Origin of the sequence: Streptomyces sp. ISL-87 (genome assembly GCF_018614095.1) — a bacterium.
Lineage (GTDB): Bacteria > Actinomycetota > Actinomycetes > Streptomycetales > Streptomycetaceae > Streptomyces.
Window position 1 is genome coordinate 118,143 of sequence record NZ_JAGGOY010000008.1, and the last position, 19,124, is coordinate 137,266.

The 19,124-nt window shown below is 69.9% G+C and carries 20 protein-coding genes and 1 riboswitch; of the genes, 10 read left to right on the plus strand and 10 right to left on the minus strand.

Translation table 11 applies throughout. The features are described 5' to 3' along the window. Positions 1-117: 117 nt before the first annotated feature. Positions 118-486: a cyclophilin-like fold protein gene (locus tag J7I97_RS02820; RefSeq protein ID WP_251049407.1), complete on the plus strand. Its 369-nt coding sequence runs from the start codon at positions 118-120 to the stop codon at positions 484-486. 30 nt (positions 487-516) lie between these two features. Here the strand turns inward: J7I97_RS02820 and hisC are convergent, their stop codons facing one another. Then, positions 517-1,599, minus strand: coding sequence for a histidinol-phosphate transaminase (gene hisC / locus J7I97_RS02825; RefSeq protein WP_214930739.1), 1,083 nt, complete (start codon positions 1,597-1,599; stop codon positions 517-519). 362 nt (positions 1,600-1,961) lie between these two features. Between hisC and J7I97_RS02830 the strand changes: the two genes are divergently transcribed. From J7I97_RS02830 to J7I97_RS02840, 3 genes are all read left to right on the plus strand, one after another. Further along, complete coding sequence (locus J7I97_RS02830) at positions 1,962-3,077, plus strand: LacI family DNA-binding transcriptional regulator (RefSeq protein ID WP_214930741.1); 1,116 nt, start codon at positions 1,962-1,964, stop codon at positions 3,075-3,077. A gap of 217 nt (positions 3,078-3,294) precedes the next feature. Continuing rightward, a complete protein-coding gene (locus J7I97_RS02835; protein WP_214930817.1) occupies positions 3,295-4,599 on the plus strand; it encodes a metallophosphoesterase in 1,305 nt (434 codons plus the stop codon). Positions 4,600-4,746: 147 nt separating this feature from the next. Next, complete coding sequence (locus J7I97_RS02840) at positions 4,747-5,562, plus strand: hypothetical protein (RefSeq protein WP_214930743.1); 816 nt, start codon at positions 4,747-4,749, stop codon at positions 5,560-5,562. Positions 5,563-5,603: 41 nt separating this feature from the next. On the opposite strand, the gene J7I97_RS02845 is transcribed toward J7I97_RS02840, so the two are convergent. Both J7I97_RS02845 and J7I97_RS02850 read right to left on the minus strand, forming a co-directional pair. Then, complete coding sequence (locus J7I97_RS02845; protein WP_214930745.1) at positions 5,604-6,284, minus strand: hypothetical protein; 681 nt, start codon at positions 6,282-6,284, stop codon at positions 5,604-5,606. Between the two features lie 232 nt (positions 6,285-6,516). Then, complete coding sequence (locus J7I97_RS02850; protein ID WP_214930818.1) at positions 6,517-7,566, minus strand: aldo/keto reductase; 1,050 nt, start codon at positions 7,564-7,566, stop codon at positions 6,517-6,519. A gap of 337 nt (positions 7,567-7,903) precedes the next feature. Between J7I97_RS02850 and J7I97_RS02855 the strand changes: the two genes are divergently transcribed. Continuing rightward, complete coding sequence (locus tag J7I97_RS02855) at positions 7,904-8,263, plus strand: hypothetical protein (protein WP_214930747.1); 360 nt, start codon at positions 7,904-7,906, stop codon at positions 8,261-8,263. Positions 8,264-8,330: 67 nt separating this feature from the next. Here the strand turns inward: J7I97_RS02855 and thiC are convergent, their stop codons facing one another. Beyond that, the gene (gene thiC, locus J7I97_RS02860) at positions 8,331-10,118 is read right to left on the minus strand and encodes a phosphomethylpyrimidine synthase ThiC (RefSeq protein WP_251049408.1); all 1,788 of its coding nucleotides are present in this window, start codon (positions 10,116-10,118) and stop codon (positions 8,331-8,333) included. Then, positions 10,113-10,259, minus strand: a riboswitch (TPP riboswitch). (Overlaps the previous gene by 6 nt.) 39 nt (positions 10,260-10,298) lie before the next feature. Between thiC and J7I97_RS02865 the strand changes: the two genes are divergently transcribed. Then, a complete protein-coding gene (locus J7I97_RS02865) occupies positions 10,299-11,711 on the plus strand; it encodes a YibE/F family protein (protein ID WP_214930749.1) in 1,413 nt (470 codons plus the stop codon). Between the two features lie 32 nt (positions 11,712-11,743). Here J7I97_RS02865 and J7I97_RS02870 read toward each other — a convergent pair whose 3' ends face one another. From J7I97_RS02870 to J7I97_RS02885, 4 genes are all read right to left on the minus strand, one after another. Continuing rightward, positions 11,744-12,193: an SsgA family sporulation/cell division regulator gene (locus tag J7I97_RS02870; RefSeq protein ID WP_214930751.1), complete on the minus strand. Its 450-nt coding sequence runs from the start codon at positions 12,191-12,193 to the stop codon at positions 11,744-11,746. Positions 12,194-12,290: 97 nt separating this feature from the next. Then, positions 12,291-13,037, minus strand: a complete 747-nt coding sequence (locus J7I97_RS02875; RefSeq protein WP_308363386.1) for a helix-turn-helix domain-containing protein — start codon at positions 13,035-13,037, stop codon at positions 12,291-12,293. Between the two features lie 281 nt (positions 13,038-13,318). After that, complete coding sequence (locus J7I97_RS02880; RefSeq protein WP_214930755.1) at positions 13,319-13,546, minus strand: DUF5326 family protein; 228 nt, start codon at positions 13,544-13,546, stop codon at positions 13,319-13,321. Positions 13,547-13,688: 142 nt separating this feature from the next. Continuing rightward, on the minus strand, positions 13,689-14,006 hold the full coding sequence (locus J7I97_RS02885; protein ID WP_214930756.1) for a cupin domain-containing protein: 318 nt from the start codon (positions 14,004-14,006) through the stop codon (positions 13,689-13,691). A 90-nt stretch (positions 14,007-14,096) separates the two neighbouring features. Here J7I97_RS02885 and J7I97_RS02890 point away from each other — a divergent pair, with 90 nt between their 5' ends. The 4 genes from J7I97_RS02890 to J7I97_RS02905 all read left to right on the plus strand — a co-directional run bounded on the left by J7I97_RS02890 (position 14,097) and on the right by J7I97_RS02905 (position 17,072). After that, positions 14,097-14,477 carry a phage holin family protein gene (locus J7I97_RS02890; protein WP_214930758.1) on the plus strand — a complete coding sequence of 127 codons (381 nt, stop codon included), beginning with the start codon at positions 14,097-14,099 and terminating at the stop codon, positions 14,475-14,477. Between the two features lie 70 nt (positions 14,478-14,547). Beyond that, entirely contained in the window at positions 14,548-15,711 is a 1,164-nt protein-coding gene (locus tag J7I97_RS02895) for a cystathionine gamma-lyase (RefSeq protein WP_214930760.1), read from the plus strand. A 175-nt stretch (positions 15,712-15,886) separates the two neighbouring features. Then, positions 15,887-16,648: a LysR family transcriptional regulator gene (locus tag J7I97_RS02900; protein ID WP_214930762.1), complete on the plus strand. Its 762-nt coding sequence runs from the start codon at positions 15,887-15,889 to the stop codon at positions 16,646-16,648. Continuing rightward, positions 16,593-17,072 carry an NUDIX domain-containing protein gene (locus tag J7I97_RS02905; RefSeq protein WP_214930764.1) on the plus strand — a complete coding sequence of 160 codons (480 nt, stop codon included), beginning with the start codon at positions 16,593-16,595 and terminating at the stop codon, positions 17,070-17,072. Before J7I97_RS02900 ends, J7I97_RS02905 begins: the two co-directional genes overlap by 56 nt. Before the next feature lie 36 nt (positions 17,073-17,108). Here J7I97_RS02905 and J7I97_RS02910 read toward each other — a convergent pair whose 3' ends face one another. After that, positions 17,109-18,446 carry a globin domain-containing protein gene (locus J7I97_RS02910; protein WP_374195432.1) on the minus strand — a complete coding sequence of 446 codons (1,338 nt, stop codon included), beginning with the start codon at positions 18,444-18,446 and terminating at the stop codon, positions 17,109-17,111. Beyond that, the gene (locus J7I97_RS02915; protein ID WP_214930766.1) at positions 18,433-19,083 is read right to left on the minus strand and encodes an HAD family phosphatase; all 651 of its coding nucleotides are present in this window, start codon (positions 19,081-19,083) and stop codon (positions 18,433-18,435) included. Before J7I97_RS02915 ends, J7I97_RS02910 begins: the two co-directional genes overlap by 14 nt. Positions 19,084-19,124: the final 41 nt, after the last annotated feature.

Here is a 19,124-nt window from a genome sequence, read left to right on the forward strand (position 1 = left end):
AACTGACACGCTTGTGAACGCGTTCACATTCACAAGCATTATGGCGCACGGCTGTTTGGATCTTTTGGGCGGGGGTCCCCCTAGCCAACTTCTTCAACAGATTGTTGAATGCGGCTCATGCAGATTCGAATCTCCTGGCCCGCCGGCCAGCTCACCGCAACCCTCGACGAGACACCGACCAGTAAGGCCCTGGCCGACGCCCTCCCCATCTCCGCCTCGGCGAACACCTGGGGCGAGGAGGTCTACTTCGACACCGGCCTCTCCGTGGCGCTGGAGCACGACGCCCGGCAGGTCGTCGAACCGGGCACGGTCGCGTTCTGGACCGAGGGCGACTCGCTCGCGCTCCCCTACGGCCCGACGCCCATCTCGCGCGAAGGCGAGAGCCGCCTGGCGAGCCCGTGCAACGTGCTCGGCTCGTTCGACGGCGACCCCCGCCTCCTGTCCACCCTCCGCGACGGCGATCCCGTCCGCGTGGAACTGGTGTAACCGCTACTCCTTGAACAGGAGCTCCTTGAACTAGAGCTCCTTGAAGAAGGCCTCCGCCGTGTGCAGGAAGAGGTCGTTCGCCTCGGTCTCACCGATCGTGACCCGCAGGCCCTCGCCCGCGAAGGGCCGGACCACCACACCGGCCTTCTCGCAGGCCGCCGCGAACTCGGCGGTCCGCTCCCCCAGCCGCATCCAGACGAAGTTCGCCTGCGTCTCCGGGACCACCGTCCAGCCCTGGGCGAGGAGCGTCGCGTGAACCCGGGCGCGCTCGCACACCAGCGAGCCGACGCGGCCCATCAGCTCGTCCTCGGCACGCAGCGAGGCGACCGCCGCGTCCTGCGCCAGCTGGCTGACTCCGAAGGGCACCGCCGTCTTGCGCAGCGCCGCGGCCACCGGCTCGTGCGCCACCGCGAAGCCGACCCGCAGGCCGGCCAGCCCGTACGCCTTGGAGAAGGTGCGCAGCACGCAGACGTTCGGGCGGTTGCGGTAGAGCTCGATGCCGTCCGGCACATCAGTGTCGCGGACGAACTCGCGGTAGGCCTCGTCCAGCACCACCAGGACGTCCGACGGCACCCGGTCCAGGAACCGCTCCAGCTCGGCGCGGCGCACCGCGGTGCCAGTGGGGTTGTTGGGGTTGCAGACGAAGATCAGCCGGGTCCGCTCGGTGATCGCGGCGGCCATCGCGTCCAGATCGTGCACATCCCCGTCGGTCAGCGGGACCTGCACCGACGTCGCACCCGAGATCTGCGTGATGATCGGGTAAGCCTCAAAAGACCGCCAGGCGTAGATGACCTCGTCGCCCGGACCGGCCGTCGACTGGATCAGCGACTGGGCCACACCCACCGAGCCGGTGCCGGTGGCAATGTGCTCGACCGGCACCCCGAACCGCTCGGCGAGCTCGTTCACCAGGCCGGTGCAGGCCATGTCGGGGTAGCGGTTGAAGCGGCCCGCCGCCGCGATCGCCGTCTCCAGCACCCCCGCCAGCGGCGGGTAGGGGTTCTCATTCGAGGACAACTTGAAGGCCAGGGCCCCGCCCGCAGCCGCGGGCTTGCCCGGCTTGTAGGTGGGGATGCCGTCCAGCTCGGCGCGCAGCTTCGGGCTCTTCTCGCTCACCGCAGGTCCTCCTCGACCGTCCCGTCCGACGTCGCCGTCGACTCAATACTGCTCACCTTATGAGGATTCCGCCGTTCCGAGAATGGAGGGCGCCAGGAATGCGGGGGAGCGCACGCATATATGCGCGCGCCGGTGGCCCGCGCCGTGGCGCGCATCCCTCGTGCAGGTGAGTTGAGAACGACCGCCGAACACCTCGTTTTGGCATGCCCGGACCCGCCGACAAGCGCCCCGATCACCCTGGGGTTCAAATGCCCTTTGTTTCCAAGGTCATTGGGGGTGGCGAACCATGCAGAATCGTGCCTGTCAACGCCTGCATATGCATCCGGACCACCCACCCCCCCGAGCCCTACTATCGGCTCGCCATGACAGCAGCAGGGAAGCATCAGGTGAGCCGGACCGAGACCACCCGGCGTGCCGCCGGCCGACAGGGCAGGGCAGGCATCAGGGACGTGGCCGCCGCAGCGGGCGTCTCGATCACAACCGTCTCCGACGCGCTCAATGGCAAGGGGCGACTGCCGGACGCCACCCGCCGCCACGTTCGCGAGGTCGCCGACAGACTGGGCTACCGCCCGTCCGCAGCGGCCCGCACCCTCCGTACCGGCAAGTCGGGCCTCATCGGCCTGACCGTGACCACGTACGGGGATGAACCTTTCACCTTCACCGAATTCGCGTACTTCGCCGAGATGGCCAGGGCTGCCACCTCCGCGGCACTCGCCCGCGGCTACGCCCTCGTCATCCTCCCCGCCACCTCCCGACACGACGTCTGGTCCAACGTGGCCCTGGACGGCACCGTCGTCATCGATCCCTCCGACCACGATCCCGTCGTCACCGAACTGGTCCGCCAAGGCCTGCCCGTGGTCTCCGACGGCCGCCCGGCCGGATCCCTCCCCGTCACCGCCTGGGTCGACAACGACCACGAGGCCGCCGTACTCAACCTGCTCGACCACCTCGCCGCCGCCGGGGCCCGCCGTATCGGGCTGCTGACCGGCACCACGACCGACACCTACACCCGGCTCTCCACCACCGCCTACCTCAACTGGTGCGAGCGCGTCGGCCAGGACCCCGTCTACGAGTCCTACCCCGCCCACGATCCCTGCGCGGGCGCCGTCGCGGCCGACCGGCTGCTCGCCCGCCCCGACCGGCCCGATGCCGTCTACGGGCTCTTCGACCCCAACGGCACCGACCTGCTCGCCGCGGCGCGCCGCTACGGCCTGCGCGTTCCCGAAGACCTGCTGCTGGTGTGCTGCAGCGAGTCCACTGTGTACGCCAACACCGAACCGCCCATCACCACCCTCTCCCTCAAACCGCGCCGCATCGGCACCGCCGTGGTGCAGCTGCTGATCGACGCCATCGAGGGAGTCGACACCGGACGCCCCGTCGAACAGGTCGTCCCGACCGAGTTGATCATCCGTACCTCCTCCCAGCGCAGGCAGCCCCGTACCACCGTCAGCCCGCCCCGTTCCCCGGCACAGGACTGACCGCCGCAAACGGCACACCGGCGGGGCCGAAAGCCCCGCCGAGGATTTCCGCAACACCGATATCGGGAGAAAACGGCAGGAAGGAAAGGCTCCGGAAAGGATTCACCACCCCTGGTGCGTCACAGAGCGCGAGCCGCATTCCTATGATGGGCGCACGACATCACGGACCCTCCGCCCCGGAGGTCAGGAGGGTCCGCAGGTGTACGGCAGCGCGACGGTGGTGGAGGGGTCGATGACTCAGGGGGCCGGTCAGGGACCCGCGATGCGGACGGACACGCTGCGGGACTTCCGGGTTCCGGTCACCGAACCCGCCCTGTACACCGTGTCCGCCGGCCTGGACGGCGAGGCGCCCGTGTACGGCGAGTACCCGGCGTACTACGACGAGGGCGGCGCCTCGGTGCCCCCGCGGCCCGCCTACGCGCCGGAGTCCGGCGTACACGCCGTGCAGCCCGTCGTATACGCCGCGGAGCAGCCCGTCATGAACGCCGTGGACGCCACCACAGGTGCCACAGGTGCCACAGGTGCCACAGGTGCCGCCGACGGCGCCGAGGCCACAGGCGCCTCGGACCCGGAGGACGACCTCGACGAGGGCTACACCCCCACGCAACGCGACCTGCCCGTCATCGGGCGTGGCGCACTGGGCGGACCGGGTGACACCGTCCAGGTCCAGTACGTGCCGCAGGAGACCGCGGCCGCGGGCCCGGGGCCGCTCTACGTCGTCGGAGACGTACACGGATACCTGGACGAGCTCGTCGCCGAACTCCACGCCCAGAACCTGATCGACGCCGACCGCCGCTGGTCGGCCGGCAACGCCCGGCTCTGGTTCCTCGGCGACTTCACCGACCGCGGCCCCGACGGCATCGGCGTCATCGACCTCGTCATGCGGCTGTCCGCCGAGGCCGCCGCCGCCGGCGGCTACTGCAAGGCCCTCATGGGCAACCACGAGCTGCTCCTGATCGGCGCCAAGCGCTTCGGCGACACCCCCGTGAACTCCGGCGCCGGCACCGCCACCTTCCAAGCCGCCTGGCTCCTCAACGGCGGCCAGCGCACCGACATGGAGCGCCTGGAGGACGTACACCTGCAGTGGATGTCGCGGCTCGACGCGGCCGTGCTGGAGGACGGGCACCTGCTGCTGCACTCCGACACCACGGCCTACCTCGACTACGGCGACTCCGTCGAGGACGTCAACGACACCATCCACGAGCTGCTCAACCGCAACGACGCCGACATCACCTGGGACCTGTTCCGCAAGTTCACCAAGCGGTTCGCCTTCCGCGACGAGGAGACCGGCCCGCAGGCCGTCAGGGAACTCCTCGACACCTACGGCGGCAGCCGCGTCGTGCACGGGCACAGCCCCATCCCGTACCTGCTGGGCGAGGTGGGCGAGGACGGCGAGGAGCCCCGCGGCCCGGAGGCGGTGGATGGCCCCCACGTGTACGCGCAGGGGCTGGCCATCGCCATGGACGGCGGCGTGACCATGGCGGGCAAGCTGCTCGTCGTGCAACTCCCCTTGAACGACTGAGAGTCACCGGCAGGGGTATTTCCAGAAAGCCCCTGTCACCTCAGGGCATGGTCGCTCTACCATCGCTCTATCCGTAGCAGGCTCTCCTCCGTTTGTGCCGGCGACCCGTTCTACGCGGGCATACCGGCTTCTACGGAGCATCGGGGGATGCACATGACCAGCGCTCCGCACCTGCTGTCCGAAGACCGACCGGAGTTTGATCGGCTCCTCGACGAGGCGCTGCGCACCGCGCACGAACGGCCCGAGCTCGCCACCCTCGGCGAACGCCTGAACGCCGAACAGCTGCGCACCATGGCCATGGGGGCCCGTGCGCTGCTGACCGCCGCGGCCGCGGCCGAGTACGACCACTACGTGAAGGTCCGCGAGGACCTGCGCGACGAGGCCCTGTCGAGCCCCCGGACGACGGGGGAGGAGGACGCCGGACAAGGCGTCGGCGGAGGTGCGGGCGTCAGCGCCGTGGTCGCCGTCCTCGCACCGGTCCTGGCGGGCACCGCCATGCTGATCTTCCTGCTGGTGGGCTACAGCCTGAAGATGGTCGAACCCGAACCCGCCTTCGCCGGCACGATGCTGACGGCGGGTTGGCTCTTCGGCGCGCTCACCGTGGCGGCGCTGCTCTTCGCGGTGATCGGGCTGCTGGTCACGGCCGTCCGCAACAGCGCGACCGAGGTGGGCGCGGAGGAGACGGTGTCGATACCCGACGAGCTCTCGCGCGCCAGGGAGGCCTGGCGCAACGCCCTGCTGGAGCGCGGGATCATGCCGTTCCTGCGGGACGCGCTGGCCGATCCGAGCGCGGGCCCGGGTTACCCGGTCCCCCGCCACCCGGGCGGCCGGATCCCGGACCTGGGTTACACCGCACCGGACTTCACCAGTCCGGGGTCCCCGTCACAGGGACCCCGGCCCGGCTACTCATCCCCGGACTTCACCAGCCCGGACTTCGGCGGCCCGGAGCACGGACCGCAGTAGGGGGCGCCGCAGGGGGCGAGGCCCCCTGCGAGGGAGATGCCCTAGTGACGCATGCCGACCGCGGGGTTGGGGCTAGGCAGGAGCTGGACCCAGGCCTCGTCCCAGACGAAGGTCTGACCGGCGATGTCACCGTGGGTCTGGAAGACCTGGCCGTCGGTGGTCAGCACCTTGATGTACGCGTCGTTACCCTGCGCCTCGATGGAGATGCCGCAGGCACGGCCGACCGGGAAGTTCGGGTTGTCGTCCGGGTCGCTGATGTTCTGCCAGACCGGCACGCCGCCGAGGGCGGCGGCCCGCCCCGCGTAGGCGACCCCGCCCGTGAGCGCGGCGTGGAAGTCCTCGCTCGCCGAGGGCGCGTAGCTGTCGATGTCGTTGCACGGACCGGCGGGTCCGGGCGGTCCGGGCCGGCCCGGCTCACCCGGGTCACCCTTCGGCCCGCGCGGGCCCACCAGGCAGTCGTGCCCGCCCGCCGGCGCCGCGGCACCCGCCGTCCGGCCCTCCTCCTCCTCCTCATCCTTGTCGGGCCTGTTGTGCGACGGCTTGCAGTGGTCCCCGCCGCCCGACACCTTCGCCGTCCCCCCGGCAGGGCCGGTGGCGGCGGCGGCCGGAACCACCATGGCCGCCAGCACCATCGCGGCGGAGGCGAGGGCGCCTCCGGCCAGCCGGCCTGCTCGTCGTGGGACCGGCCCCAGGATTGATCGGGCTCTAGCCTCAGCACTCATCTACCGCTCCTTGCGAACACGGGATCGAATGACTTTGCGGAATCCGGACAAAAGCCCGAAGCCCGCCCACCATCCTGTAGACCCCGCGCCACCGCGCCGGTGCGGCGCGCCCGGGCTGTCAGCGGAACGGCCCATCACGGACGGCCAGATGGCCGTGTCCACTACGCCACTGAGGGCGGTGGGGCCTCGATGTTTCACGTGAAACATCGAGGCCCCACCGCCCTCCTACGGTCTAGCCGGCCGCCCGGTCGTCCAGCGGGCGCCGCCGCTGCGCGAGGTCCGTCAGGGCCGGGGGCATCCAGGCCCCGTCCGGGTGGTAGAGGTTCCTGCCGGGCGGCACGATCTCGTCGATCCGGTCCAGCGCAGCATCGTCGAGGACCAGCCCGGCGCCCTTGACCAGAGACTCCATCTGCTCCATGGTCCGCGGCCCGATGATCACCGAGGTGACGGCGGGGTGTGCCGCGGCGAAGGCGACGGCCAGCACAGGCAAGGTGCAGCCGATGGAATCGGCAAGCTCCACCAGCTGCTCGACCGCCTCCAGCTTCGCGACGTTCCCCGGGATCGCCGGGTCGAAGCGCGCCGGCGTGAGTGCTGCCCGGCCCGAGGTCATGTCGATGGGCCCGCCGAGCCGGTACTTGCCGCTCAGGAACCCGGACGCGAGCGGGCTCCAGGTCAGCACCCCCATCCCGTACCGCCGGGCGACCGGCAGCACATCGGCCTCGATCCCGCGCGCGAGGATCGAGTAGGGCGGCTGCTCGGTGCGGAACCGCGGCAGCGCCCTCCGCTCGGCGACCTGGTGGGCCTCGACGAGCTCCTCGGCCGGGAAGGTCGAGCACCCGAAGGCCCGGATCTTCCCGGCCCGCACCAGATCGCCGAGGACGGACAGGGTCTCCTCGACGTCCGTCGAGTGGTCCGGCCGGTGCACCTGGTAGAGGTCGATCCAGTCGGTGTCCAGCCGCCGCAGGCTGTCCTCCACCGCCCGTACGATCCACCGTCGCGAATTCCCGCTGCGGTTACGCCCCTCCCCCATCTGGAAGTGCACCTTGGTGGCGAGCACGACATCGTCGCGCCGCCCCTTGAGCGCCTTCCCGACGATCACCTCGGACTCCCCGGCGGAGTACATGTCCGCGGTGTCGACGAAGTTGATGCCCTGATCGAGCGCAGCGTGGATGATCCGCGCACACTCCTCGTGGTCCGGGTTCCCCACCGCCCCGAACATCATCGTGCCGAGGCAGTGAGCACTCACCTCTATGCCGGTCCCACCCAGAATTCGGTATCGCATGGTCATGAACCCGCACCCTAGGAGTTGGAGCACACTCCAGCGCAAGAGGCGAGTGAGCTGGAGAACCAGGTGCATGATGGCCCCGGCCGGGTGGCAGCAGCCCGGATCAGAGCCGTTGGGGGCGACGTATGCCAAGTGCCGACATACCGGGGGGATTCCCGTACGCGCCGTGGCCTCCCGTGCCCCCGCGGCGAAATCGCCGATGGCTCGTCATCGGCATCGTCGTGGGGCTGGCAGTGGCGCTGGCGGGTGTCATCCTGGTCCCTCTGGCCCTTGTTGCGATGCTGCTCGTCGGCCGCGTCCTGACGCTACCCCCATACCGGACGGTGATCCGCTCGTGCTGGCCGGGAGCGAGGTGACGGGCACCTGGCAGGACAAGGAGGGCGGCCGCCTCGTGCTGGCCGACGACGGAACGTTCAGCGCGTCGAACGTGTGCGGTGACTACGGCGACCCCGTCGCCGGAACCAGCTCCGGATTCGGGCTCCCCAGGGTCAGGACGGGTACCGGCACGTGGAAGCAGTCCAAGTCGCACGACACCAAGATGGTGACGGCAGTCCGGACCACCTATGGCCAAGGCGGGGTCTGGGCCGAGTACGAAGCACGAGGCACGGCCGCCGCCCCCGTCTTGTGGGCGTACATCGGCGACCCCGACTCCGGGCACATCTGTGTCCTGGAGAAGGCCCCGGCCCGGCGGTAAGCACCCACGGCAGCGGACCGGCCCAACGACTCCCCCTCGGGCCGTGGGGCGGTCCGCTACCGCGAACTCAGTCGGCCAGCGGCAGGTAGACGCGGTTGCCAGAGGCGGCGAACTCGGCGGACTTCCCGGCCATGCCGGCCTCGATCTCCTCGGCCTTCAGATCACCGCCGTGCTCGCGGCGGATGTCCTGGGAGATCTTCATCGAGCAGAACTTCGGACCGCACATGGAGCAGAAGTGCGCGGTCTTCGCCGGCTCGGCCGGGAGGGTCTCGTCGTGGAACTCACGAGCCGTGTCCGGGTCGAGGGCCAGGTTGAACTGGTCCTCCCAGCGGAACTCGAACCGCGCGTCCGACAGGGCGTCGTCCCACTCCTGGGCGCCCGGGTGGCCCTTGGCCAGGTCCGCCGCGTGCGCGGCGATCTTGTACGTGATGACGCCGGTCTTCACGTCGTCGCGGTTCGGCAGGCCCAGGTGCTCCTTGGGCGTGACGTAGCAGAGCATCGCGGTGCCCCACCAGGCGATCATCGCGGCGCCGATGCCCGACGTGATGTGGTCGTAGGCGGGCGCGACGTCCGTGGTCAGCGGGCCGAGGGTGTAGAACGGCGCCTCCTCGCAGATCTCCTGCTGGAGGTCGATGTTCTCCTTGATCTTGTGCATCGGGACGTGGCCCGGGCCCTCGATCATCGTCTGCACGTTGTGCCGCTTGGCGATCGTGTTCAGCTCACCCAGCGTCTTCAGCTCCGCGAACTGCGCCGCGTCGTTGGCGTCCGCGATGGAGCCGGGGCGCAGGCCGTCGCCCAGCGAGTACGTGACGTCGTACGTCGCGAGGATCTCGCAGAGCTCCTCGAAGTTGGTGTAGAGGAAGTTCTCCTTGTGGTGCGCCAGGCACCACGCGGCCATGATCGAGCCGCCGCGCGAGACGATGCCGGTCTTGCGGCGGGCGGTCAGCGGCACGTACGGCAGCAGCACGCCGGCGTGGACCGTCATGTAGTCGACGCCCTGCTCGGCCTGCTCGATGACCGTGTCCTTGTAGATCTCCCAGGTCAGGTCCTCGGCGCGACCGTCGACCTTCTCCAGCGCCTGATACAGCGGCACGGTACCGATCGGGACGGGGGAGTTGCGCAGGACCCACTCACGCGTGGTGTGGATGTTGCGGCCGGTCGAGAGGTCCATGACCGTGTCGGCGCCCCACTTGGTCGCCCAGGTCATCTTGTCGACCTCCTCCTCGATGGAGGAGGTGACCGCGGAGTTGCCGATGTTGGCGTTGACCTTCACCAGGAAGCGCTTGCCGATGATCATCGGCTCGATCTCCGGGTGGTTCACGTTCGCGGGAAGCACCGCGCGACCGGCGGCGATCTCCTCGCGGACGACCTCGGGGGAGACGTTCTCGCGGATCGCGACGTACTCCATCTCCGGGGTGATCTCGCCCCGGCGGGCGTACGCGAGCTGCGTGACGGCGGCGCCGCCACGGCCTCGGCGGGGCTGGCGGGGGCGGCCCGGGAAGACCGCGTCGAGGTTCTTGAGGCCACCGCGCGGCGAGGTGTGCTTGATGCCGTCGTCCTCGGGGCGCACGGGGCGGCCCGCGTACTCCTCGGTGTCGCCGCGGCCGATGATCCAGTTCTCCCGGAGCGGCGCGAGGCCCCGGCGCACGTCGGTCTCGATCTGCGGGTCGGTGTACGGCCCGGACGTGTCGTAGAGCGTGACGTCCTTGCCGTTGGTGAGGTGGACCTGGCGGACCGGCACCCGGAGGTCGGGGCGGGAGCCCGCCACGTACCCCTTGTGCCAGCCCGGCTGGCGCTCGGTCTGGCCGTCGGCGTCCTGGCTGACGGCAGGCGTGCGTGCGTCCTGAATGGTCATGAGACCTAATCTCCCTACGCCGGCATTACCCGGTAACAGGTTCGGCGGTCGACGCAGCCTCTTCCCGTACACGCCATCCGACGTGCGTACGGTGATCAGCGCCCTCTCAGCCCGGTGCTCCGAGCTCCCGCGTTGTGCAAAGTAGCCCCCACGCTAGCGTCATATATGGCGTGCTGAACAGTGGGCCCCCTCATCTCTTGCGATGATCTGCCAGTGACGTCCTCGCCGCAGCCCCCCACTGACCCCACAGAGCCCACCGGCCACACGGACCCCGCGCACTCGGGTTCTGGGCACGGCCACGGGCACTCCCACAGCCACAGCCACGGCCCGGCAGCCCCCGTCTCGAAGCACCTGCGCAAGGTCATCGCCGCGGTGCTGATCCCCTTCGCCGCCGCCGTCGTCGTCGGTCTCGCGGTCCTCTGGCCCGGCGGCGCCCCCGACCACGAACGCTCCGGGGTGGGGTTCGACCGCCAGACCCAGCAGGGCACGGTCACCTCGCTGGCGCGGGTCGACTGCAAATCGGTCAACGCCTCACAGGTACCGCCCACCGGCGACACGTCCACCCCCGAAGGCCGCGAGGCACAGGCCGCGCAGACGGGCGAGTGCAAGAAGGCCACCATCGAGGTCGGCACCGGTCCGGACAAGGGCCGCACCTTCGTCGAGATCGTCCAGCCCGGCGCACCGCGGCAGTTGGCGAAGGGTCAGGGGGTCGTGGTCGCCTACGCGCCGGACGCGCCCCGGGATCTCCAGTACTCCGTGATCGACGTGAACCGCAAGCTCCCGATGGCGCTGCTGGCCGGCATCTTCGCCGTGGCGGTCGTCGTGGTCGGCCGGATGCGCGGGGTGTTCGCGCTGATTGCGCTGGTCATCAGCTTCGGCGTGCTGACCCTGTTCATCCTCCCCGCGATCCTCCAGGGCTCGAACCCGCTGCTCGTCGCCGTCGTCGGGGCCAGCGCCATCATGCTGATCGCGCTCTACATGTGCCACGGGCTGACGGCCCGCACCTCGGTGGCCGTCCTCGGCACGCTCGTTTCGCTGCTGCTGATCGGGCTGCTGGGCTCGGTGTTCATCGACTGGGCGTTCCTCAGCGGCAACACCGACGACAACACCGGGCTGATCCACGGGCTCTACCCGAACATCGACATGAGCGGTCTGCTGCTCGCGGGCGTCATCATCGGTTCGCTGGGCGTCCTCGACGACGTGACGGTCACGCAGACCTCGGCGGTCTGGGAACTCCACCAGGCCGACCCGTCGATGGGGTCGCGCGCCCTGTACCGGGCGGCTATCCGGATCGGCCGCGACCACATCGCGTCGGTGGTCAACACGCTGGTACTGGCCTACGCGGGCGCCGCACTCCCCCTGCTGCTGCTGTTCTCGATCGCGAACAGCAGCATGGGTTCGGTGGCCAACAGCGAGCTGGTCGCGGAGGAGATCGTACGGACCCTCGTGGGCTCGATCGGCCTGGTCGCCTCGGTTCCCGTGACAACGGTGCTGGCCGCGCTAGTGGTTTCCGCCGACCGGCCGGGATCCCCGGGCGCCGGGCCGGCCTCGGGGCCGGTCCGCGGCGGCCGGGGCCGGCGGCGCAAGCGCTGAATGGCGGGGCCGGCCGGTGAACGCGGCTTCCCTCAGCCGGCGTTCTGCTCGTTCTGCCGCGACTCGGCGAGGATCTTGCCGAGTGCCTCCTCCAGGTTCTCCTCGAAGTCGCCGAGATTGCGCTCCTGACCGAGCGGAACGAGCCGGTCGGTGCGGTCGAGGAACGCGACGAGCGGTGCCGCGCTGGCGCGGAACAGGGCCCGGTCGCCGCCGACCTGGAGGCGGATGTGGACATCGGACAGGTCCTCCGGATCGGTGGGGGCGATGTGCACATCGCCGTCACCGCACGGCTTGTTGATGCCGTCGAGGAGGAGCTCCCGGCCGAAGGCCCACGTTACGGGCGCATCTCCGGGAAGGTGGAAAGTCAGGCGCACTGCGTAGGGGTCTCGAGCGTCGTACCGGAGTTCCACCGGAATCCGGAACGAGAGCTCCTCGGAGACGAGGAAGCTCATCATGACCTCTGCCTGTACCGACTCGCGCATTGCCTACCCCGCTGTAGTGGAAGTGGCCAGGAATGGTCCCCCAGGACCCACTTGACAAGAGTGGTGGAAGCGCTAGCAGATCACAAGGAGTGAGTTTTCAGATACTGATAGAGAACGAGAGGGTGCTCAACAGCGCGCCTACTTCACTCCGTAGCCGATCAACTACATGCAGCAATCGGTCTTCCTGGTGCAGAGGTAGTGAAATGGCCATGGTTGCGGCGGCATCGCCGGCTGTGATCGGGATCGCCGCGCACACCGTGCCCAATGCATATTCCTGACGCTCTGTCACCGGCTGCATCCGTCCCATGGAGCCGATCCGGTCTTCCAGTGCGTGCAGGTCGCGCACGGTGTAGGGGGTGATGGCCTCGACCGGATGGCGGTCGTAGTAGTCCTTGCGTGCCTTCTCGTCGAGCTGCGCCAGCAGGCACTGGCCGATGGCGTGGGCGTAACCGGTCGCGCGGAAGTCGGCCCACTCCTTGCAGGCGGGGCTGGCCGGGGTGTCCGAGACGCCGACGAGCTCGATTTCACCCTCGCGGTACACCGCGAAGTAGACGGGGGCTCCAACCGCGTCGCGGAAGTGCGCGAGCGAGTCGACGATCATGCTGCGACGTTTCTGCTGGAGCCCGCCACCGGCGAGCCGACCGGCCGCGGCGCCGAGCACGAAGACGCCGCTCTCTCTGCGCAGGTAGCCCTCGTGCGTCAGGGTGCGCAGCAGGTGGTACGCGGTGGGAAGCGGGAGCCCGGCCTCGCGCGCCAGTTGCTTCGCCGGGGCCCCGTCGCTGTGGGAACCCGCTGCTTCGAGCAGCCTCAGCGCCCTCTGCACCGAGCCGATCAGGGTCGGCACACCGGCATTGTGAACCGAAGACAAAGCTCACCCCCAGGCGTGGCGGCGGGCCTTGGGGGCCCGCCCTGCGGGGGCCGCCCCCGCGCATGCCGTGGCTCCTGGGGGTCGTGCTCGGCGGCTGCTTGACGTAACCGCTGGTCAGAGCGGATTACCGGCTCTCGGTGCCCAGGGAGCGACACAGATTGCGACCTTATCGGCCTATTCCCGCGGTGTGGGCGGTTTGCCGCCTCAGGTTCCCTCACCTGGGTCAATCCCGGGGCCGCCCGGCCGGGGCGGCCGGTCTACCAGTCGCCCGAGGAGGACTTGGTACCGCCGCCGGTGAACTTCTTCACGAGGAAGACCAGGCCGCCGACGAGGGCGGCGAGAAGCAGCAGCTTGAAGACGAACCCGATCAGCGTGCTGAGGATGCTGGTGATGACACCGCCGAAGACGAAGAGCACCAGAAGCGGAATGGCGACCCACTTCACCCACCCGGGCAAGCCCGCGAATATCCCTCGGATCCCGTCCATGTCCTCAACCTCTTCCTCGTCTGTGACTTCCTGCTGACGATGCTAGGAGGCCACCGCCCCGGACGGGGGCCCGCGAGCCCCCGGAGTCCCCTGATCCGCCCCCTAGGGGGATCAGGGGGCCGACCCTCATGCCTGAGGCGTCTCAGCCTTCCGGCGGCGAGAACACCACCATCACCTTCAGGTTCTCGGTGATGTGGTGGAACTTGTGGGGCACCCCGGCCGGGACGTAGACCACGCTCCCGTTCGCCACCACCGTCGTCTCCTCCCCGACCGTGATCGAGGCGCGCCCGCTGACCACGAAGTACACCTCGTCCTGTCCGTGCGGCTGCTGCGGATCGCTCTGCCCGGCGTCGAGCGCGTACAGCCCGACCGACATGTTCCGTTCCCGCAGGAACTGCAGATAGGCGCCGTCGTTGGCGACCCGCTCCGCCTCGAGCTCATCCAGCCGGAAGGCCTTCATCGTGCTTGTGCCCCTTGTGCTCTCTTGTCCCCGCGGCATCCGCAGATCTGCTTATGTCCCACGGGGATCTTCTCTGCCACGATCAGACACATGACGAATTTCGTAGTCAAGACGCTCGCCAACGCGGCAGCCCTGGCCGTCGCCATCTGGCTGCTCGCCGGCATCACCCTCGACGACGGCAGCAGCCTCGGCCGCCGCACCGTCACGCTGCTCCTGGTCGCGCTGGTCTTCGGCCTGGTCAACTTCATCGTCAAGCCCGTGGTGAAGCTGCTCTCGCTGCCGCTGTTCATCCTCACCCTCGGCCTGTTCACCCTCGTCGTGAACGCCCTGATGCTGCTCCTGACCTCCTGGCTGGCCACGAAGCTCGACCTCAGCTTCCACGTCGACAACTTCTGGACGGCGGTCGTCGGCGGCCTGATCATCTCCATCGTCTCCTGGGCCGTGAACATGGTCCTGCCCGACCGGGACTGACCCGACCGGGACTGAGCGGGCCGTGGAGGCCGGCATACCGGATCCCTGAAGCCGTGAAGGAGTACGCCCCGTGAACGATCGCACCCCCGGACCAGGCGGGCCGGGCCGCCTCGGCGACGGTACCCGCGCCGTCCGTGCCGGACTGCCCGAGCCCGTGAAGAACGAGCCGACCCTGCCCGGTCCGGTGTTCGCCGCGCACTTCCACCTGCCCGGCGACGTCGAAGGCCCGTACACCTACGGCCGCGACACCAACCCCACCTGGACCCTGCTGGAGCGGGCCATCGGAGAGCTGGAGGCCCCCGGCCAGGACGGCGTGCACACCATCGTCTTCGCCTCGGGGATGGCCGCGATCTCGGCCGTCCTCCTCTCCCAGGCGCGCACCGACGACACCGTCGTCCTGCCCGACGACGGCTACCAGGCGCTTCCGCTGGTGCGGGAACAGCTGGAGGCGTACGGGATCCGGGTGCGCACCGCCCCGACCGGCGAGGACGCGCAGCTCACAGTCCTCGACGGGGCTCGGCTGCTGTGGATCGAGACCCCGTCCAACCCCGGACTCGACGTGTGCGACATCCGGCGGTTGGTCGAGGCGGCCCATGCCGGCGGCACCCTGGTCGCCGTGGACAACACCCTCGCCACCCCGCTCGGCCAGCGGCCCCTCGAACTCGGCGCGGACTTCTCCGTCGCCAGCGGCACCAAGGGCCTGACCGGCCACGGCGACCTGCTGCTCGGCTACGTCGTCTGCCGCGACCCCGAGCTCGCCGCAGCCGTCCGCCGGTGGCGCAAGATCGTCGGCGCGATCCCGGGCCCCATGGAGGCCTGGCTGGCCCACCGCTCGCTGGCCACCATCCAGTTGCGCGCCCAGCGCCAGTGGGCCAACGCGCAGGCCGTCGCCGAGGCGCTGGCCGACCGCGGCGAGGTCACCGGGCTGCGCTACCCCGGGCTGCCCGCGGATCCCTCCCACAAGACGGCTGCCCTGCAGATGCACGGCTTCGGGTCGGTCGTCTCCTTCACCCTGCCCGACCGCGGCCACGCGGAGCGCTTCATGGCCGCCCTCCGCCTGGTCGAGGACGCCACGAGCTTCGGCGGCGTACGGTCCACCGCGGAGCGCCGCGGACGGTGGGGCGGCGACGCCGTGCCGGAGGGGTTCATCCGCTTCTCGGCCGGCGCCGAGGACACCGAGGATCTGGTCGAGGACGTGCTCCGAGCCCTCGATTCCGCGGGCCCGGCCGCCTGAACAGCACGCGGACAGGCGATCCGAGCCTCCCCCCTCGTGGCTCGGACCGCCCCGGGTTCCGCGAGCGAAGAACCACGCCCCAAGGCTAGTTGACTCAGTGTCAGAGTCCAATCACGGTAACGACAGGGGCCTATCGGCATATTTATATTTGTAGGCCCCACCGAGAGGGGCCCTTATGGACCTGGCCCTGCTGCGCACCTTCGTCGCCGTGCACCGGGCCGGCTCGTTCACCCGGGCCGCCGCGTTCCTCGGGCTGTCGCAGCCCGCCGTCACCTCGCAGATCCGTACCCTCGAACGCCAGCTGGGCCGCCCGCTCTTCCACCGCCGGGCCCGCGGGGTCATCCCGACCGCCGTCGGCGACGAGCTCGCCCACAAGGCCGCCCCGCACCTCGATGCCCTGCTCCAGATCGCCGAGACCGAGCGGGAGGCGGCCGGCGCACTGCGCACTCTGCACGTCGCCGGGCCGCCCGAGTTCCTGTGCCTGCGCGTGCTGCCCGCGCTGGCCCCTCTCGTCGGCCAGGGGCAGACCCTGCGCACCGCCCTGCGGGCCGACGCCGAGGAAACCCTCGACGAGCTCGCCGCGGGCCGCCACGACCTCGTCGTCACCAACGCCCGGCCCCGCGGCGGGCTCTTCGCCGCCACCGCCCTGTGCGACGAGGAGCACGTCCTGGTGGCCGCGCACTACTGGGCCGCCCTGGTCGGCTCGGACCGGCTGCGCGACAAAGACCCGGCCGCCCTCGACGGCATCCCTCTCGTCGAGGTCCACGAGAGCCTGCCGCTCGTCACCCGCTACTGGGCCGCTGTCTTCGAGACCCGGTGTTCGCGGAGGTCGGGGCACCCGTGCGCGTTTCAGAAGCGGAACTCTGGGCCACTCTTCTCCCATGACCGAACGTCCCGTCGTCAAACGCACCGCCCGCGCGATCCTGCTCGACGGTGACGACCTGATCCTCATCAAGCGCACCAAGCCCGGCGTCGATCCGTACTGGGTCACCCCCGGCGGGGGAGTGGAGTCCTCGGACGCCACCGTCGTCGACGCGCTCCACCGAGAGGTCCACGAAGAGCTCGGAGCGAAGATCACCGATGTGGTGCCCTGCTTCGTCGATACCGTCGAGCACATCGCCGACGCCGGAGTGACCGGCGTCAAGGTGCAGCACTTCTTCGTCTGCCACCTAGAGTCGATGGACCCCAGCCAACGGCACGGCCCCGAGATCGACCAGCCCGAGGGCGAGTACGAGATCGTCCGCGTGCCCTTCAGCCGGGTCGGCATCGCCACCGTCCATCTCGTCCCGCTGTCCCTGCGCCACTACCTCGACGGCAACATCGAAGGCGTACGCGCCATGCACGCCCCCGACCTGGGCTGATCCCTCTTCCCTGAGGCCGACGGGAGCCCGTCGGCCTCAGTCGGCGACGCCCGCCAGCTCCTCCAGCGCGTCGTAGCGGATCCGCTGTTCGGGGATCCCGATCCGCTTGAGGGCGTCCACACCGCTGCGGATCATCGCCGGCGGCCCCGAAATGAACGCGTCGTACGAGCTCCACGGCCCGTGCTCGCCGATCGCCTGCGGTAGCTGCCCGGCCAGCCCCTCGCCGACCACCGGGCGCACCGACAGCCACGGATGCGAGCGCTGCAACCCGAGCAGGGTGTCCTTGTCGTACAGGTCGTTGTCACTGCGCGCCCCGAAGAACACCTCCACCGGGCGCCGCTCACCGTGCTCGGCCACGTCTTCGATCAAGGCCTTGATGGGGGCGATGCCGGTGCCGCCGCCCAGACACAGCATCCCGTTGTCGGTGCTGTGGTCCACCACCATCGATCCCGCCGGCGGCCCCAGCCGCAGCACATCGCCCGGCCGGGCGTGCCGCACCAGCGCGTTGGAGACCCAGCCCGCCGGCACGGCCTTCACGTGGAAGGACAGCAGTCCGTCGGCCCGCGGCGCCGAGGCGAAGGAGTAGTGCCGCCACACCCGCGGCCACCACGGGGTCTCCAGGCTGGTGTACTGGCCCGCGAGGAACGCGTACGGCTGGTCCGGGCGGACCGTCAGCACGGCGATGTCCGGGGTGCGCAGATCGTGGGAGACCACCTCCGCGTGCCACCACGCCCGGGACTTCACCTCGTCCTCGGCCGCCGCGTCGATCATGATCTGGGAGATCGCGGTGTACGCACGCACCCACGCGGCCTCCGTCTCGGGCCCCCAGGTCAGCTCCGCGTACCGGGCCAGCGCCCCGACCAGGGCCTCACCCACCACGGGATAGTGGCCCGGCAGGGTGCCGTACTTCCGGTGGCCGGTGCCCAGCCGGGACAGATAGGGGCCGAGCACCTCAGGGTTGTCGATGTGCTCGGCGGCCGTCAGCAGCGCCTTCAGCAGCCGGTCACGCTGCACGTCCATGGCGGCGGGGAACAGGCCCCGCAGTTCCGGGTGCCCGGTGAACACCAGGGCGTAGAAGTACGAGGTCACCTTGTCGGCGACAGGGCCGATTTCCGCGAGGGTCCGGCGGATGAGCAAGGCGTCCGGGGAGGGCTCGACTTCACCGCCCCCGGAGGGTATCCGGCCCGTCCCTCTGGCCGATCTGGTGGGCGGAGCGTCCATTCGGTGCCTCGCTTCGAGCATCTCGGTCGGTCTGCACACTCCACGGCCTCGATCCGTGGTTCCGGGTTCCACAGCGTGCCAGCCCCCTGAGGGCCTCGCGGGGGAATGCGGAAAATCCCGTTTCGAATCACCTTTCCCCTTAAGATGCCTCAACTCCCGGGGGCGCCAACCCCAATAGCTGGTATGCCTCCCGCAGATCGCGGCCCTCGTAGACATACGTCGCCCGCTCCGCCAGGTACGGCCGCGCGTTGACCGCCACCGATCTCGGCACCGCCTCGAAGAGCACCGCATCGGTCCGCGAATCCCCGTACGCGACGCAGTCGGCCCGGTTCACCCCGAATCGCGCGCAGAGCCGGTCCGCCACCTCGACCTTGCCCTCCGGGGTCAGGATGCCGGCCACATCCATGGGCCCGGTGAACGGCACCGACGGGTAGACCGAGCCGTGCGCGGCATGCGCGCCCCATTCCAGGAGCAGCTCCACGAAGAACGACGGCGACAGCGAGATCACCGCGCAGTAGTCGCCGCGCTCATAGATCTCCCGCCACACCTCCCGGATCCCCGCAAGCCAGGGGGACCCGTCGAACGCCGCCCGGACATGCGCCGGAGTCAGCTCCACCCACAGGGCATGCGCCGCGACGGAGAACTCCTGCGGGCTGATCTCCTGCTTGGCGAACGCGCGCTCCAGCTCGCCGATCTCGGCGCTCACGCCGATCTGCCGGGATATCTCGACCGGCGCCGCTGAGCCGTACATCAGCGTCCCGTCGAGGTCGAAGAGGTGCAGGAGAGTCATAACAGCTGAGGCTAGCCGGTCGGAGCCGTGCGGATGTTTCA

Coding starts and splice junctions, on each gene's coding strand:
- J7I97_RS02830 (WP_214930741.1), top strand. CDS start 1,962: ATGACAGCAGCAGGGAAGCATCAGGTGAGCCGGACCGAGACCACCCGG.
- J7I97_RS02890 (WP_214930758.1), top strand. CDS start 14,097: ATGACGAATTTCGTAGTCAAGACGCTCGCCAACGCGGCAGCCCTGGCC.
- J7I97_RS02880 (WP_214930755.1), bottom strand. CDS start 13,546: ATGGACGGGATCCGAGGGATATTCGCGGGCTTGCCCGGGTGGGTGAAG.
- J7I97_RS02840 (WP_214930743.1), top strand. CDS start 4,747: ATGCACATGACCAGCGCTCCGCACCTGCTGTCCGAAGACCGACCGGAG.
- J7I97_RS02900 (WP_214930762.1), top strand. CDS start 15,887: ATGGACCTGGCCCTGCTGCGCACCTTCGTCGCCGTGCACCGGGCCGGC.
- J7I97_RS02820 (WP_251049407.1), top strand. CDS start 118: ATGCAGATTCGAATCTCCTGGCCCGCCGGCCAGCTCACCGCAACCCTC.
- J7I97_RS02905 (WP_214930764.1), top strand. CDS start 16,593: ATGACCGAACGTCCCGTCGTCAAACGCACCGCCCGCGCGATCCTGCTC.
- J7I97_RS02850 (WP_214930818.1), bottom strand. CDS start 7,566: ATGCGATACCGAATTCTGGGTGGGACCGGCATAGAGGTGAGTGCTCAC.
- J7I97_RS02845 (WP_214930745.1), bottom strand. CDS start 6,284: ATGAGTGCTGAGGCTAGAGCCCGATCAATCCTGGGGCCGGTCCCACGA.
- J7I97_RS02885 (WP_214930756.1), bottom strand. CDS start 14,006: ATGAAGGCCTTCCGGCTGGATGAGCTCGAGGCGGAGCGGGTCGCCAAC.
- J7I97_RS02870 (WP_214930751.1), bottom strand. CDS start 12,193: ATGCGCGAGTCGGTACAGGCAGAGGTCATGATGAGCTTCCTCGTCTCC.
- thiC (WP_251049408.1), bottom strand. CDS start 10,118: ATGACCATTCAGGACGCACGCACGCCTGCCGTCAGCCAGGACGCCGAC.
- J7I97_RS02915 (WP_214930766.1), bottom strand. CDS start 19,083: ATGACTCTCCTGCACCTCTTCGACCTCGACGGGACGCTGATGTACGGC.